Origin of the sequence: Emticicia sp. 17c (assembly GCF_037153985.1) — a bacterium.
Classification (GTDB): domain Bacteria; phylum Bacteroidota; class Bacteroidia; order Cytophagales; family Spirosomataceae; genus Emticicia.
On sequence record NZ_JBBAYI010000011.1, the window covers coordinates 205,914 to 222,058 of the forward strand.

At 40.3% G+C, this 16,145-nt stretch carries 13 protein-coding genes; 4 read left to right on the forward strand and 9 right to left on the reverse strand.

Annotated elements, in window-relative coordinates; translation table 11 throughout:
• Positions 1 to 23 precede the first annotated feature (23 nt).
• Positions 24 to 1,190 carry a lycopene cyclase family protein gene (locus tag WAA15_RS19880; protein WP_337044582.1) on the forward strand — a complete coding sequence of 389 codons (1,167 nt, stop codon included), beginning with the start codon at positions 24 to 26 and terminating at the stop codon, positions 1,188 to 1,190.
• Here WAA15_RS19880 and WAA15_RS19885 read toward each other — a convergent pair.
• Positions 1,187 to 2,404, reverse strand: a complete 1,218-nt coding sequence (locus tag WAA15_RS19885) for an NADH-quinone oxidoreductase subunit D (RefSeq protein WP_337044609.1) — start codon at positions 2,402 to 2,404, stop codon at positions 1,187 to 1,189. The two genes, WAA15_RS19880 and WAA15_RS19885, sit on opposite strands and share 4 nt — an antisense overlap.
• A 38-nt stretch (positions 2,405 to 2,442) precedes the next feature.
• Positions 2,443 to 3,336 (reverse strand): phosphodiester glycosidase family protein, encoded by an 894-nt coding sequence (locus WAA15_RS19890; RefSeq protein ID WP_337044583.1) that lies wholly within the window; start codon positions 3,334 to 3,336, stop codon positions 2,443 to 2,445.
• Positions 3,337 to 3,366: 30 nt separating this feature from the next.
• Between WAA15_RS19890 and WAA15_RS19895 the strand changes: the two genes are divergently transcribed.
• On the forward strand, positions 3,367 to 3,948 hold the full coding sequence (locus WAA15_RS19895; RefSeq protein ID WP_337044584.1) for a DNA-3-methyladenine glycosylase: 582 nt from the start codon (positions 3,367 to 3,369) through the stop codon (positions 3,946 to 3,948).
• A 74-nt stretch (positions 3,949 to 4,022) separates the two neighbouring features.
• Here WAA15_RS19895 and WAA15_RS19900 read toward each other — a convergent pair whose 3' ends face one another.
• Complete coding sequence (locus WAA15_RS19900; protein WP_337044585.1) at positions 4,023 to 5,909, reverse strand: mucoidy inhibitor MuiA family protein; 1,887 nt, start codon at positions 5,907 to 5,909, stop codon at positions 4,023 to 4,025.
• A gap of 219 nt (positions 5,910 to 6,128) precedes the next feature.
• Positions 6,129 to 7,259 carry a tRNA guanosine(34) transglycosylase Tgt gene (tgt, locus tag WAA15_RS19905; protein WP_337044586.1) on the reverse strand — a complete coding sequence of 377 codons (1,131 nt, stop codon included), beginning with the start codon at positions 7,257 to 7,259 and terminating at the stop codon, positions 6,129 to 6,131.
• Between the two features lie 130 nt (positions 7,260 to 7,389).
• Between tgt and WAA15_RS19910 the strand changes: the two genes are divergently transcribed.
• Positions 7,390 to 8,868, forward strand: coding sequence for a DUF1501 domain-containing protein (locus tag WAA15_RS19910; RefSeq protein ID WP_337044587.1), 1,479 nt, complete (start codon positions 7,390 to 7,392; stop codon positions 8,866 to 8,868).
• Between the two features lie 79 nt (positions 8,869 to 8,947).
• On the opposite strand, the gene WAA15_RS19915 is transcribed toward WAA15_RS19910, so the two are convergent.
• Positions 8,948 to 9,325 (reverse strand): VOC family protein, encoded by a 378-nt coding sequence (locus WAA15_RS19915; RefSeq protein ID WP_337044588.1) that lies wholly within the window; start codon positions 9,323 to 9,325, stop codon positions 8,948 to 8,950.
• Positions 9,326 to 9,441: 116 nt separating this feature from the next.
• On the opposite strand from WAA15_RS19915, the gene WAA15_RS19920 reads away from it, so the two are divergent.
• On the forward strand, positions 9,442 to 11,205 hold the full coding sequence (locus WAA15_RS19920) for a DNA polymerase III subunit gamma/tau (protein WP_337044589.1): 1,764 nt from the start codon (positions 9,442 to 9,444) through the stop codon (positions 11,203 to 11,205).
• Positions 11,206 to 11,309: 104 nt separating this feature from the next.
• Here WAA15_RS19920 and WAA15_RS19925 read toward each other — a convergent pair whose 3' ends face one another.
• From WAA15_RS19925 to WAA15_RS19940, 4 genes are all read right to left on the reverse strand, one after another.
• Positions 11,310 to 12,881: a tetratricopeptide repeat protein gene (locus WAA15_RS19925; RefSeq protein ID WP_337044590.1), complete on the reverse strand. Its 1,572-nt coding sequence runs from the start codon at positions 12,879 to 12,881 to the stop codon at positions 11,310 to 11,312.
• 41 nt (positions 12,882 to 12,922) lie between these two features.
• Entirely contained in the window at positions 12,923 to 13,663 is a 741-nt protein-coding gene (locus WAA15_RS19930) for a zinc ribbon domain-containing protein (protein WP_337044591.1), read from the reverse strand.
• 99 nt (positions 13,664 to 13,762) lie between these two features.
• On the reverse strand, positions 13,763 to 14,860 hold the full coding sequence (locus WAA15_RS19935; RefSeq protein ID WP_337044592.1) for a Nif3-like dinuclear metal center hexameric protein: 1,098 nt from the start codon (positions 14,858 to 14,860) through the stop codon (positions 13,763 to 13,765).
• Positions 14,857 to 16,143 carry a M20/M25/M40 family metallo-hydrolase gene (locus WAA15_RS19940; protein WP_337044593.1) on the reverse strand — a complete coding sequence of 429 codons (1,287 nt, stop codon included), beginning with the start codon at positions 16,141 to 16,143 and terminating at the stop codon, positions 14,857 to 14,859. The genes WAA15_RS19935 and WAA15_RS19940 overlap by 4 nt, the downstream gene beginning before the upstream one ends.
• Positions 16,144 to 16,145: the final 2 nt, after the last annotated feature.

Sequence of the window (16,145 nt, forward strand, 5' to 3'; positions counted from 1 at the left end):
ACTACTTGTGAGGTTTTTATTTAATGAAATCATACGATTATATTATTTGTGGCGGCGGTATGGCCGGATTGTCTCTAGCGTATTACCTGACGCATAGCAGGTTGTCGCAAGCATCCATACTGATTATTGAGCCTGAAGAAAAAAAAGCCAACGACCGTACTTGGGCTTTTTGGGAAACAACAGAAAATACGTTTGAAAAAATTCTCTTCAAAAACTGGAAAACAGTTCAGTTTGTAGATGCTTCTGCTAAAAAACAAAACCTCGACATAGGTTCATATCATTACAAATTACTGCGAGGGATTGATTTTTATGAGTTCGTTAAAGCTGAGTTACAGCAGAATCTGAATGTAACATGGTTATATGACAAGGTAAGTTCAATCAATGATACTGAAAACGGTGCGGTTGTTGAAACGGAAAAAGGGTCGATTTTTGAGGCAGCAATAGTTTTCGATAGCACTTATAAACTTAACCTTACCTTACCCGATAACCATAATTTGTTACAGCATTTCAAGGGGTATGTAATCAAGTCAGAAAAAGCAATTTTCGATACAGAAAAGCCTCTCATGATGGATTTCAGTATTGAACAATATAACGAGTGCCGATTTGTTTATATTCTTCCGTTCGACGCACATACGGCTTTAATAGAGTACACGCTATTTACTGAGAACCTGCTCGAAAAAGAAGAATACGACAGACAATTAAAAAAGTATATTACCGAAAAACTAGGGCTAGTATCTTATACAATTCTGGAAGAAGAATTTGGAATAATACCTATGAGTGATGTAGCCACACAGGAGTACCCAAGTAAGCATATTGTCAGAATCGGAACCGCGGGCGGTTACACAAACCCTGCTACGGGCTATACTTTTCAGAATACCCAACGTAAATTAAAAGAAATTGTAGCCGCACTTGAAAAAAATGGAAGCCCGATAGTGCGCCGAAGCTATTTTAACAAGCGGTTTAAGTTATATGCCAGCGTATTTTTGAACGTACTTGAACAAAAGCGACATCCTGCGGCAGATGTATTTGCTATTCTATACAATAAAAATGCCCCTGCGCAGGTATTCAAATTTCTAGACGGTGACACCAATCTCTGGGAAGAGCTAAAAATACTAAATTCGGTGCCTAAAGTTCCTTTCCTCAAAGCCGTGGCAGGGGTATTCGCCAGAAAAATAAAATCGTTGTTTTAGCGGTCTACTTCTCCCATTACAATATCAATTGAGCCAATAGAGGCTATCAGGTCGGCTATCATACCACCGCGTGAGATTTCTGGTAACACCGACAGATTATTAAATGAACAAGCGCGGGCTTTAACCCTCACAGGTACATCTGACCGCCCGTCAGTACGGAAGAAGAATCCTAATTCCCCTTTAGGATTTTCGGCACGGGCATAAAAATCCATTTTAGGGGGTCTTATTTTTTTTGGTACAAGTGCCTGCGGGTCAAATTCTTTGGTTCGTGTATGTTCTTTTGTCAGTTTTTCCAGACATTGTTCTATCATCCTGAGTGACTCCCAGCATTCTAACACACGTACATTATTTCTATCCCAGCAATCGCCTACTTGTCCGGCTTCGCCTTTGCCTATCGGAATATCAAATTCAAGTTCAGGGTAAACCGAGTAGCCATCAACCTTACGCAAATCCCATTTAAGCCCTGACCCTCTCAAAACAGGCCCCGTGCAGCCATAATTAATAGCTACCGGAAGCGGTAAAACTCCAACATTAGCCGTACGATTGATAAAAATCTGATTCTCGATTACAAGTTGTTGTAACTCAACTAGTTTGGGTTTCAGGTAATTAACAAAAGCCTTGCAGCGGTCTTCAAAACCTACGGGCAAGTCATAAAACAGCCCACCTACCCAAATATAATTATAGAGCATTCTGGCACCACAAGTCCATTCAAGGAGGCGTAAAATATGCTCACGGTCGCGGAAAAGCCACAAAAAAGGTGTATAAGCTCCAATATCAAGCGCATAAGTACCAATGGCAATAAAATGTGAGGCAATGCGGTTTAGTTCGGCCACTAATACCCTAATGTATTCCACTCTTTTCGGAATGTCCTTATCAATACCCAGCATTTTTTCAATACCCATAACATAGGCATGTTCCGAATTCATTGCTCCCAGATAATCCATTCTGTCCACATAAGGAATAATCTGATTAAATGGCAGGCTTTGTGCGTGTTTCTCGAAGCATCGATGCAGATACCCCAAATGAGGCACAACATCTACCACAATTTCGCCGTCGGTTATAACTTCTAGCCGCAAAACACCATGCGTAGAAGGGTGCTGTGGCCCCAGATTCAGAATCATTTCTTCCGAATGCAAGTTTTCGGGCTTGTACTTGTTCGGTTCTGAAATGGTTAAATTTTCGGGGCGATATTTATATTGAATTGAGTTCAAAATGCAGGTGAGTAATTTTAAAAAATGAAAACGTCAAAAAATTACTTTTTCAAAAGTACAAAAATATTGCTTACAGCACGTTCGCCGGCGTGGTCAAATAATTTATTGTCTGACGGATAATTAACCACGCCGTTGTCGGGCTGGTGGTTAATATACATAGTTGTAGAGCCGCCTCCATCAAAATTGATGGCATCTTTACAATTCAGGGCTTTGGCCAGATTCGTTAATTCATGGAGGGTCATGCCATAAGACTGGCTGCTTCGGCCATCAACTGTAATAAGTAAAAGTTTTTTATCGTTAGTGATACAGGCACAGGTTCTGGGGTGGCGGTTATCGTTAAAAGCGGTTTTTTCAAGTGGCGGTTTAATACCGTCAAGCAATAACAACGGGCCAGTAAGTAAAACATTTTTTTCTTTTAATTTCTTTTCCCAGCCTGTTTGAGGGTCGCCTTTAATAATTTTTACTTTGTTTTTATGGATAGTTACTGCCGAAATACTATGGGTAGGCAAGCGTGGAACATTTATTACCCGAGTGGTATCCATAATTTCGCCATCGATTTTTAGGAAATCAACGGCTCCGCCATTTTTTGTGTCAAAGAAGCCAGCATTTACGGCGGCTATGGCATTTACACCTGAGGCTATTTTACTCGTAGGCAGCAATAAACGTTTAGCTTCGGTATCAGTTTGTTTTTTATCGGCCGCGACAAGGCCGAATTTAACTCTCCGGTTTTTTAGAGGAGTTTCAAGAATATTAATCGACTGGTTAGCATCAAACAACTCTTTCTGATTAAAATGATAGTTCTTCCAGATTATACCTGCTCCAATGTCTTGTAATTTCCAGTTTGCAGTTGTAACAGCCAGTGAGTCTTTAGCTGAAAATGATTGAGCGAAGCAAATAGGGCTAATAAATAGAAACCAAAGGATTTTTTTATACATTTGAATCAGAATATTTTACCAAAAGTACAGATGCCGCACATTCTTCCCAAAGAATTTTACGAAAAATATGATACAGTAAGCCTATCAAAAAAATTACTGGGCTGCACGCTTGTTCATGATAGCCAAGAAGGGCGAACGGCCGGAATTATAGTAGAAACCGAGGCGTATCTGCACAACGACCCTGCCTGCCACGCTTACAGGAAAAAAACACCAAGAAACGCCGCTATGTTTGAAGGTGCGGGGGTGTCGTATGTTTACCTGATTTACGGCCTATACCATTGCTTTAATATTGTAAGTGGTGAAAAAAATATAGGCGAGGCTGTTTTAATAAGGGCATTAGAACCAGTAGAAGGTATTGAACTGATGCAAACAAGAAGAGGTACGAAAGATATAAAAAATTTGTGTAGCGGCCCCGCAAAACTAGTAACTGCAATGGGTATTACCCCTGATTTTAATTTTCTACCCCTCTATGCCGATGAATTTTATTGTATTCCCCCCGATAACGAGGATTTTGAAATCGTTACTACTACCAGAATAGGCATTACGCAAGGGGCTGATTTGCTTTATAGGTTTTATATTAAAGGCAATAAGTTTGTGAGTAAGTTAAAGTAAACAGGCTCTTTAAAATAGCGAGGACAAAGCATAGCCTTGCCCTCGTTCAAGCAGCAGTTTGTGAAAGCGTGAGTTTATTCAGAGATAACCATTCCCGACTTGGGCGATTTTATACTATATTTCAATGAAACTTTGTATTCTTTAGCAGGAGCAAGATTAAGTCGCCATTTTACTTTACCCGTTTCAGAGTTTATTTCTGCTTCTGGAGCTTCCTTCTCATCAATGCTTATGTCTCTGTTATCTGAGGTAGGAAACTGGTCTTCTATGAGCAGGTTAATAGCTTCGCTTTTAGTATTACGGGCTATAATTTCATAAGAAAACTGTTCGATTTTATTACTACCAATCAATTGTTTTTTCTGATAGCTTTTAATCTTGGTACGGTTAACAAGAATACTATTGTCACGGCCAAATGATAAACTAAGGGTATCTTTATTAAACAAATTCAGCTTTGATTTACCTATAAACGTATTTTCTACAAACAAGCTCGCTTCACCTGGCAGAAGCCTGTATTTTTCCCAGCCTATAATATGAGCATGTAAGAACACATCGGTGTCAATCTTCGGTACACAAAAATGTTCAAAAGCTGCCGGAATACTTTCTTCTTTAATTTCAGCGGTATATACCTTGCCATCAGACAAAACTGTGTATGGAATCAGGATTTCAAACGATTGGCTTGTTGGGGTATCATTTTCTGAAATATCAAGCGGAACTGTTCTTTTATCCTGCGTAACGTTTACACCAGCTACTCTGCCAGACAGGTCTCCTGACATACCATAGCCCACAACTACTACTTCTTGTAAATGCTGTGAGTCTTCCTCTAAAACAACATCCATCTTATTAGAAGAAATAACCTTTTCAATACCCTTATACCCGATAAATTCAAAAACTAATACAGCTTTTTTTCCATACAATGTTGGTGGGATTGTAAGCCGATAATTTCCGTTGATATCAGTACTGGTACCTAGTGTAGTACCTTTTAAAAGAACTTGTGTGCCAGGGAGTGGAGCTTTGTCGCGTTTTGCCGTAACTTTCCCGTATACTTCGGCCTGATTGGCATTTATATTCATGGCATCTGCCTGATTTATGTTCTGGTAATACTCGCTGTAATCGTTTCGCTGGCCTACTACCCATTTTTGTAAAATAGGTGCGGTGCCGCTTTTGTATGGGTTTGCGGTTGACAACGTAACTTTAACCTCTTTCCAGTCTTCGCCAGAATACTGGAAAATACTGGCTTTATAAGTAAGACTAATGGGTTGATTTAGTTTTTCAATTCTGAAGTCATAAGTGGGAGTCCATCCGGCATTTTTTACAAAGTAAGAGGCACTAATACTAGTATTATCAATTTTTTCTTTGGCTAATACGGTAACAACAATTTCTGACATCTGAACATCTTTTTTTGAATTGAATTCGGTCATTTGTTGGTTGATTTTTTTTATTTCCTCTTCAAATCGTTGAATATTTTTTTCAAATTCTAGCTTTTTAAGTAGTACCTCCTGCATCTGTTGTCGTTGATACTGGATGCTTTCTTTTAAGTCGGCTACTTTTGTGCCTGCCTGTTGCCCGCCTACTACCTGATTTTTAAGTAACATTTCTTCTTCACGTTTAAAAAGTAGCAGATAGTTTCGCTCTAAAGTTATTTTTTCTTCAATCTGGCGTTTTTGTAGTTCAAGTCTGGTTATTTCTTCCTGTTGTGTTTTATCCAGAAGGCTGCCTAACTGGTGCGTAACCGATAAGATACTGAATCTGCCCTCACTTTTTACCTGAATACTCTGTTTATCAATCTGTGGTGAAATGCCTTTAAACACGAGTTCGGTTTTACCAGCAGGTAAAGACACTTTTGCCGAGCGTGTAACCTGTGCGCCATTGAGAAAGACAGTTACTTTTTCGATATTCGATGTAATAGTTTTAGATTGCGCCCAAAGTGCTTGTGTAATCAAACACAGTAAGATGATTTTTTTCATAGTATATGTTCTTTTTCTATTTGATGCAGTAACAAAAGAAATTGCATAAATTTTTTTAAAGAATCTCTTTTGAGAGTATCCATATAAAAAATCCACCCGTATTAGTTTGATAAAAAATGAAAAGCAAGGTACAATATCTTGCTGGCAACACTTGCTGCATAAGTTATTGTACCTTGCTTTAGGTAGTTATTATTTACAAAACAGAACTAAACTATTTTGTTACAACCGCTCCATCACCTTTTTTACCATTCCCTTTTTCCACTCGGTAAAATCACCTGCCAGAATATGTTCGCGGGCTTGCCCTACAAGCCACAGGTAAAATGTAAGGTTATGAATACTGGCTATCTGAGCCGCCAGAATTTCGTCGCATTTAACCAAGTGGCGTAAATAGGCTTTACTGTAAAAAGTACTGGCATAGCCTCCGAGATTTTCATCAATCGGGCTATAATCATCTTTCCATTTTTCATTTCTGATATTGATAATACCTTGTGTGGTAAATAGCATGCCATTACGGGCGTTGCGGGTGGGCATCACGCAGTCAAACATATCAATGCCTAGAGCAATACTTTCCAGAATATTCTCAGGGGTACCTACACCCATCAGGTAGCGAGGTTTTTCTTTAGGCAGAATATCGTTTACATAATCAATGGTTTCGTACATTTTATCGGCAGGTTCTCCTACGGCTAGGCCACCAATGGCATTGCCTTCACGATTTTGCGCTGCAATAAACTCGGCCGACTGGATACGTAAATCTTTGTAAACGCTTCCTTGCACAATAGGGAAAAGCGTTTGAGAATACCCATAAAGCCCCTCGGTTGCGTCGAATCGGTCGCAGCAGCGTTTTAACCAGCGGTGAGTCATTTCCATTGATTTTTTTGCATAGCTATAATCACAAGGGTAGGGGGCGCATTCATCAAATGCCATAATAATATCGGCACCTATTACCCTTTGAATATCCATGACACTTTCGGGCGTAAACAAATGTCTTGAGCCATCAATATGTGACTGAAACTTTACTCCTTCTTCCGAAATCTTCCGAATATCTTTTAATGAAAACACCTGATACCCACCCGAATCGGTTAGTATAGGATGATTCCACCCATTAAATTTATGTAAGCCCCCTGCTCGTTCAAGTATATCCAGCCCCGGGCGTAAGTATAAATGATACGTATTACCCAGAATTATCTGGGCTTTTATGTCGTTTTCTAATTCTCTCTGATGCACAGCTTTTACGGTTCCGGCCGTGCCAACAGGCATAAAAATAGGCGTGAGTATCTCGCCGTGGTCGGTCGTGATTTTTCCGGCTCTGGCCTTAGAGCCGCTGTCAGTTTTTTGTAATTCATATTTCATACTGCAAAAATACGAAAGATTCAGATTAATTTTTAACGCTAATGGCTCGGTGTCTGGTAGATTTTAATCTATTTGTAAAACAGATTTACAGATTGCTTAGTATATTTGTCTTGATTCTATTCAAACCCTCATGGAAAAATTAATTAAGGAGTTTCTCCAGACCGAAGGTCTTTATCAGACACGCCGGCATTTTTTGCAGACCTGTACTACCGGTTTGGGTGTTGCTGCATTAGGCTCATTAATGGGTGGGTGTTTTTCGGGTAGCTCCTCTGAAAATGCGCTTGTAACAGACCCTACTTTACCCAAAACGCCACATTTCGCTCCGAAAGTCAAGAGGGTTATTTATATCCACATGGCTGGTGCGCCTTCACAGCTAGAGCTTTTTGACTATAAGCCTGAGTTACTTAAATATGACGGGAAAGACTGTCCACAGGAGTTTTTGGAAGGGAAAAAATTTGCTTTCATCAGAGGCGTTCCTAAAATGCTGGGGCCATTGGCACAGTTCAGGCAACATGGGCAGTCGGGTAATTATATTTCAGATTTTATGCCGTATTTGCCCGATGTAGCCGACGACCTCACATTCCTGAAAGCAATGTACACCGACCAGTTTAACCATGCCCCTGCTCAATTGTTAATGCACACGGGTAGCCCACGTTTAGGGAGGCCAAGTTTGGGGTCATGGGCAATGTATGGCTTAGGCACTGAAAACCAGAATTTACCTGGTTTTATTGTGTTGGCATCAGGCGGGAGAAGCCCCGATGCCGGAAAAAGTGTGTGGGGGAATGGTTTCTTGCCATCGATATATCAGGGGGTGCAATGTAGAACAGGCGCAGACCCTGTACTTTATGTATCAGACCCACACGGAATGAGCCGTGATATAAGAAAACAGACCATTGAGGCCATTAATGAAATTAACCGGCAACAATACGAAGAGGTACAAGACCCCGAAATATTAACGCGTATTTCGCAATATGAAATGGCGTTCAGAATGCAGATGTCGGTACCTGAAGTAATGGATATAAGTAAAGAGCCAGAATGGCTCCGTAATATGTATGGGGCGCAGGTAGGAGAGGCTTCGTTTGCTAATAACTGCCTTTTAGCCAGACGATTGGTTGAAAATGGGGTGAGATTTGTACAGCTTTTTCATTGGGGGTGGGATTCGCACGGGACCGACCAGCGTTTGTCTCTGGATGGGGGCTTCAAAGAGCTTTGCCAGATTACCGACCGCGCTGTAACAGGCTTGCTAAAAGACCTGAAAATGCGTGGTTTACTTGATGAAACGCTTGTGGTATGGGGAGGCGAATTTGGTAGAACACCTATGCAGGAAAACCGCGACGGGCAAACTTTACCCTTTAAAGGTCGTGACCATCACCTCGATGCTTTTACGGTATTTATGGCAGGTGGTGGCCTTAAAAAAGGTATGAGCTTTGGTGAAACTGACCCCTTAGGTTATTATGGCGTAAAAGACCGCACCCATGTGCATGACCTACAAGCCACAATTTTGCATCTGTTGGGTTTTGACCACGAGAAACTCACTTATTTCTTTCAGGGTAGGCCATTCCGTTTAACAGATGTAGCAGGGAAGGTGATAAAGCCGATATTAACCTAAAAAAAGCCATGAAGCAGGTAGAACATTACTGGCTTCATGGCTTTTTTTATATTGTTTTCCAGTGTTAGAAAGAAATGGTCTACATTTCGCACAATTCAATGTAATGCCCGTCAGGGTCGGTTAAAAATAATTGTTTGATGCCGTCAGGACGTAGCTTGACGGGCATATACTTTATTCCATATTCTTGCAGATGTTTTTCGGCTTGCAGCATATCTGCCACTTCTAATGCAAAATGGTTCCCTCTGATACCCGTTGAAATGCTGCCTTGTTCTTGTCTGCCAATTAAATGTAATTCACGGTTTTGGCCTAGACTAAACCATCTGACGGGGTAGTCGAAGGCAGGAATCGGGATTTCCTGCAAGCCAAGTACTTGTGTATAAAAATCGGCACTTCGGTTAACATCGATTACCTGTAAAGCTACATGATTAAATGCCTTGATAGATAGCTTATTAAGCATACAACAAAATATATTTAACTAATCAGAAATAAAAAATAATGTTACAAAGCTAAAGAAAACGTGCGAATCGCGGAGGTAATTTTAGCCGTTCTTTTATTTTTTTAGTAACTTGCAGCATGGAAAAGTTTGTAGTTTCAGCGCGTAAATATCGTCCTATTACGTTTGATACCGTAGTAGGGCAGTCTCATATCACAACTACCCTCCAGAATGCCATCAGAACAAATCATCTGGCTCAGGCTTTCTTATTCTGTGGGCCGCGTGGGGTAGGTAAAACCACCTGTGCCAGAATTTTAGCCAAAACTATTAACTGCCAGAATCTTGGTGAAGACATTTCGCCCTGTAACGAATGTGAATCATGCAAGAGTTTTAATAACAATGCCTCGTTTAATATTCATGAGCTGGATGCCGCTTCGAATAACTCGGTGGAAGACATCCGAAACCTGACCGACCAAGTCAGGTTTCCGCCTCAATATGGCAAATATAAAGTATATATCATAGATGAGGTTCACATGCTGTCACAAGCAGCTTTTAATGCGTTTCTTAAAACGCTGGAAGAACCCCCAAGTTATGCCATTTTTATTCTGGCTACTACCGAAAAACATAAAATTCTGCCTACAATTCTGAGTCGTTGCCAGATTTTTGATTTTAACCGTATTCAGATAAAAGACATAGCCGACCATCTGGCAAATGTGGCCAGAAAAGAGAATATTCAGGCTGATTATCAGGCTTTAGAGCTTATTGCACAGAAAGCTGACGGTGGCTTGCGTGATGCCTTGTCGATGTTTGACCTGAACGTGACCTTTGCGGCAGGTAATGAGCTTACTTATAAATCAGTCTTAGACAATCTGCATATTCTGGATTACGACTATTATTTCAGAATGACAGATTTTCTATATAAAGGCGATATTACCGGAGCTTTGTTGCTTTATAACGATGTGCTTGAAAAAGGTTTTGATGGCCACCAGTTTGTGGTTGGGTTGAACGAACATTTCAGGAATCTGATGGTAAGTAAAGACCCTCAGACCGTTAAGCTGTTGCAAGTAGCAGAATCAATTCAGAAACGCTATCTGGAGCAAGCATCTAATTTACCATTGGGTTATATTTTGTCTTCTCTGAGTGTAGGAAGCCATCTGGACATAAACTATAAAGCTGCAAAAAATCAACGTTTGCACGTCGAAATCGGCTTGATGAAGTTATCGCAGATTCAGAATGTGCTGAATTTGAGCGAACTTCCTGCGGTTGTAGGGGAAGAAAAAAAAAAGAGTAATGTAACAGAAATACCTGCCAAACCCACACAGGTTATGCAGAGTATAACCAACCAGCCTCCGGCGGTTAATCCTGTTGCCACTTACGCGCCACAGGCTACGCCTTCTGTTACTACACAGGTAAGAGAAACACCGGTTTTTACGCCAAGACCAACCGTAACGCCATCGAAATTTAAGTCTACTAATATTGACTTGCCTGTGCCGGGTGCCAACGAAAAACCTAAACAGACCGAGAGCCAACCCGTATTTGTTGCAAAAGAAAAAAGTTTTACGCAAGAGCAATTACAAAGGGCATTATACCGATTTGCCGAAGAACGGAATAATGCTACTCTTGAAGTGATGTTAAAACGAGAGTTTGGTCTGGAAGGAACACTTTTAAAATTACGGCTGGATAATCAGGTACAAATGGATTTACTAACTCAGATAAAGCAAGATTTGGCAACCTTTTTGCGTCAGCAGCTAGAAAACTCAGGCATTCAGATAGCCGCCGAAATAGTAGAGACACAGATAGAGCGAAGACCATATACGGCTCAGGAAAAATTTGAGTATTTGGCCAATAAAAACCCCGCTTTGTGGGATTTAAAAGATAAACTGGGAATGGAACTAGTTTTTTAATTGTTAGCTCGAATGCCTTATATATTGCGAGAGTTGCAGCTAACTGAAGATTGCTGCAACTCTTTTTTGTATAAAGGCAGAATGGTGGTGAAGAATAACAATTGTTAAAACTTCATGGCTGTTAAAGCAGCTCTGGCTTTATTGTCTATCGAAGTTTTGTATTCATGTTTTTTGTACGAAATGGCTTTTTCAAAATAAGTTCGGGCTTTTAAACGCTGGTTTTGTTCCTGAAAAATATAACCTAGTTGCAATGCTGCGCTTGCGCCAAAATGCCATTGTGCATCTTTGTGGGCGTCGGTAAGTACAATGGCTTTCTGATAGGCTTGGATAGCTTTTGCAGTATCACTCATTTTGTGGTAAATCCGGGCAACTCTGTAATTAAACTCAGCTTTATCTTTGGTGGTAGAAAAACTATTTTCTGATAGCGATTCGGCTTTTTCGCGCGCTTCATTATAATAACCTGCATCAAAAGCCAATCGCATTTTTATCAAAGCCTGATTAGGTAGCGTATTTGTTCTGGCATAGTTTTCATAAAATTTCTGCGCTGCTTTATCTGCCTCGGCTATGGTGCTACCTGCGGTAGGAATTTTGTTAATATATGAGATACCTCTTTTTTCATCACCCTCAAACCAGCTACATAAAAAAAGTTTGTAGTAGGTATCTTTTACAAATGTTTTTCCCTTAAAGTTTTTCAGATAGTTGAGGTAAGCACTGGTGGCCTGTTTATAATTGCTTTTGTAAAGATTTACCTCGGCTTTATATAATTCAAATACCGGAAAATAGAGGTATGAGTTATTATAAGGGCTTTTTTTTAGTAATTGAATGGCTTGGTCGGTGCGTCCGGTTTTTAAAGATATGGCAGTAGCCAGAAAATTAAGATTTAGGTTATCGGGGTGGTCCTCAACAGCATGTAATAGTTGAGTGTTGGCTTTGTCGGTATACTGCAATATATATGCCTGTATGAACAGTAAGCAGAAATTAGCTTCTAACCCCCATACTTTGTCGGTCGAAGCTATTTCGAGTTCTTTTAACCCTTCCTGAATGTTTCCTTTTAAACCAAGAAAATTGCTTACCCATTGCTGATTTTCAGGAATAGAGCCAATCAGAATATGCAGGCACCCCATAGATTTGAAATTAGGCAGAAAATGTGGGAAGAGCTTCTGGTTTTCTTCTAACAAGCGATAAGCCTGAATAACATTCCACGCCGCTTTTATTTCATGTCCGAAGCGTATTTTAAGCAATGCCCAGTGAAGTTTGATTTCAGCCCGTAAAAAGCGGTTATAAGGCGATTTTCTATCTGTCTGTTCAATAGCTTCGAGCCTTTGGTCTTCCTTAGATACAAGTTTTTCGTAAGCGGTCTCATCTTCCGAGTTAAGTACCTCTATCATGTCGGCATAGTTTTCGACATAAACCCTGAAAGGATTTTGTGGGTTTTCTTTTGCGAGCAGATCTTTCCCAGCCTGAATTCTCAATTTAAATATCTCGCTGTATGCTTTCTGTAAATCGGGAGTGAAATCATAAGCCCATGCAGAAACTGGCAGTATCAGCAAAGTACCGATAAAAATTCTCAGCAGAAATATTTTGGTTGTGTCAGAAAACAATAGCACCAGAATTGAAGAATTTGATTTCAGGCTACAAAAGTAACGGAAATGAAAATAAAAAAGCCAAATCTTCATTTTTGCTGAAAATTTGGCTGATATATGAGATCACATTGGTATTATTTTCTGCTGATTTCGATGGCATCTACATCGGCAAGAATACGGCCACAGTGTTCGCACACAATGATTTTTTTCTTGTCTTTGATATCTGCCTGACGTTGAGGCGGAACAATGTTGAAGCAACCCCCACAAGCACCACGTTTGACCATTACTACTGCCAAACCGTTACCAGCGTTGCTACGGATACGATTATAGGCATTGATTAAACGCTCTTCTACGTTCGATGCAGCTTTGTCTCTATCAACGTTCAGTTTTTTCTCATCTTCTTGGCTTTCAGCAATTAGCACGTCAAGTTCTTTGCGTTTTGCTTCAAGGTCTTTCTTGCGGCTGTTCATGGCCGACTCTACCTCACTGATTTCGGCATTTTTATTTCTGATTTTAAAATCAGCTTCTTTAATGCGTTTGTCTGCTAATTGAATTTCTAGCTCTTGTAATTCTAATTCTTTCGAAATGGCATCGTATTCGCGGTTATTGCGAACATTCATTTGTTGGTCTTTATATTTCTGAATCAGTTTTTCAGCGTCTTTTTTGTTCAGACGGTAGCTGTTGATTTCAGCATCTAAAGTTTCTACTTCTTTTTTAAATTTGCCAATACGTGTTTCAAACCCAACAACCTCATCTTCTAAGTCACGCACTTCGTCGGGCAAATCGCCACGTAGCTTTTTTATTTCGTCTAATTCAGAATCAATTGATTGAAGCTTAAGAAGGGCTTCTAATTTTTGTGCAACTGTTAATTCCATAATATATGAACCGCTACGGCGGGGCGTCTTGATTTTAAACCTTTGTTTGGTAATTAAGGCTAATAGTGACTGACACTTTTTAGCTGTATGAACGAATATTTAATAATAATATTTTACTGGATTTGTGGGAGTTTCCGACAAATGGACTGCAAAGTTAGTGATTTTTTTGCAAATATAATCTTTCAGCAACTCTTTTGTAAACTGCTCGCTTTCATAATGTCCTATATCTGCAATGATAATGTAATTTTCGGCATCAAAAAACTCGTGATACTTATAATCGGCGGTAATAAATATGTCGGCTCCTGACCTGATAGCATCGTTTAAAAGGAAACTTCCCGCTCCACCACATACGGCTACTTTCTGGATAGGTTTGTTAAACAGGCTCGTATGCCTAATAACAGAAACATTCATTTTTTGTTTCAGATAAGCTAAAAAATCTGTTTCTGCCATAGGGTTTGCCAAAACCCCAAATGCGCCCGAACCTACTTCCTGATGTTGGTTATTAAGTAAAGTAACATAATGGGCCACCTCTTCGTATACATGGCCTCGGCGCATGGCGGCCAGTATCTGACTTTTAAGGTAAGCAGGGAAAATTACTTCCACACGATTTTCTTCTACCTCTTCCAGATAATTGGCCTGCCCGATAACAGGATTCGCCTTTGAATTGGGTTTGAATGTGCCTTTTCCTTCAACTCTGAAACTACATTGGCTGTAATTACCTATTTCGCCAGCACCTGCGGCATACAGTGCATCGAGCAGTTGTCCGGTGTATTCTGTTGGCACAAAAACCACCAGTTTCATCAGAATGTCTCCTTTAGGAGCCAGAATTCTTACTTGTTGTAATTCCAGTATTTCGGCAATTTTGAAATTTACACCTTCTACAACGTTGTCGAGGTTAGTATGTGTAGCATAAATAGCTATATCGTTTTTAATAGCCTTGATAATTGTACGCTCTACATAGTTTTTACCTGTAATTTTCTTTAGACCTTTAAAAACAATCGGGTGATGAGCCACAATTAGGTTGCAGCCTTTCTGGATGGCTTCTTCCACCACATCTTCAGTCGAATCAAGGCTAACCAAAACACCTTTGACTTCGTGGTTCGGGTTGCCTACAATTAGTCCTGCATTGTCATAAGACTCCTGATAGGGTAGGGGGGCTATTTTTTCAAGATAAGCTGTCAGTTCTTTTATTTTCATCTTGTTAGTCGGTAAATGAGTAAAGCTGTGCGTTGGGTTAAAGCCGGAAATTCTTTCAGGTTGATGGCTTCGCCAGGGGCATGAGCACCTTTACCCGAAGCCCCCAGCCCATCAAGGCACGGCACATATTGTGCAATATAAGAAATATCGCCCGCCCCACGAGAACCAGGGTCACCTGCTTTAACCTCGCCCATATTCAGGTCGAGACTTATTTTGCTAAGCACTTTTAACAAGTCGGTATTGGCTTGCGTAGGTTCCATTGCTGGAATACCGTCAGTAAATTTTATTTCAGCTTTAGTTCCGTTCAGATTATTGTTTACAATGGCCTGCATTTTGGCTCTGGCGGCTTCTTTCTGAGCTTCACTAATAAAACGTAGGTCGCCGGTTACAATTACTTTCTGCGAGATAATATTAGTTTTGCCAACGGCTTCACCTTTGGCTGAGGCGGGGTCATAACTCACCTCGGTTCCGCCAGTAATTACACCCGGGTTAAAAGTCAGGTATTTTTCATGGCTTAGTGTTTCTCTGAAAGCATCTAATATTCGTGCAGCTTCGTAAATGGCACCATAGCCCATATTCTGGCTAAAAATGCCCGAAGAGTGTCCTGTTTTGCCATGAGTAATTAATTCCCATCCGCTGGCTCCTCTGCGCGCTGTGGCTGCAATATTAAAGCTCTGAGCCGTTTCATAAGCCAAAGCGATGTCAGACTCTCTGGCTCGGTCAATAAAGTCTTTACGGCTAATACTGGTAGGTTTTCCAGAACTTTCTTCGTCACCCGTAAAATAGACAGTAATTGAGGTATCATTAAGTAGTTTCTGTGCATGAAGTGCTTTAAGAGCTGCAATAATCATGACATCACCTCCTTTCATGTCATTTACCCCCTGACCCGTAGCCGTAGAGTCATTCAGGCGGGTAAAAGGTGTAAAAGGCATAGATTTTTCAAAGACTGTATCAAGATGCCCGATTAAAAATAATTTTTTGCCTTTTTTGCCTTTTCGGTACGCTACCAGATGCCCAGCTCTATTGAGCGAATCAGGCAATGAAATCCACTCTGTGGTAAAGCCCATTGCTTCAAACTCTTGTCTGAATATTTGCCCTACTGCTTTTACACCCTCGTGGTTCAGGGTGCCACTATTGATATTTACCACTTGCTCGAGTAACTTTTCAGTTTGGGTAATATTAGCTCTTATATGCTCAATTACTTTTTTTTCGGTTACGCTTATGTTTTGGGCATAGCTACCCAGACTTAGAGTCAATAAAAAGAGTAAAAAGTTTTTTTTCATAA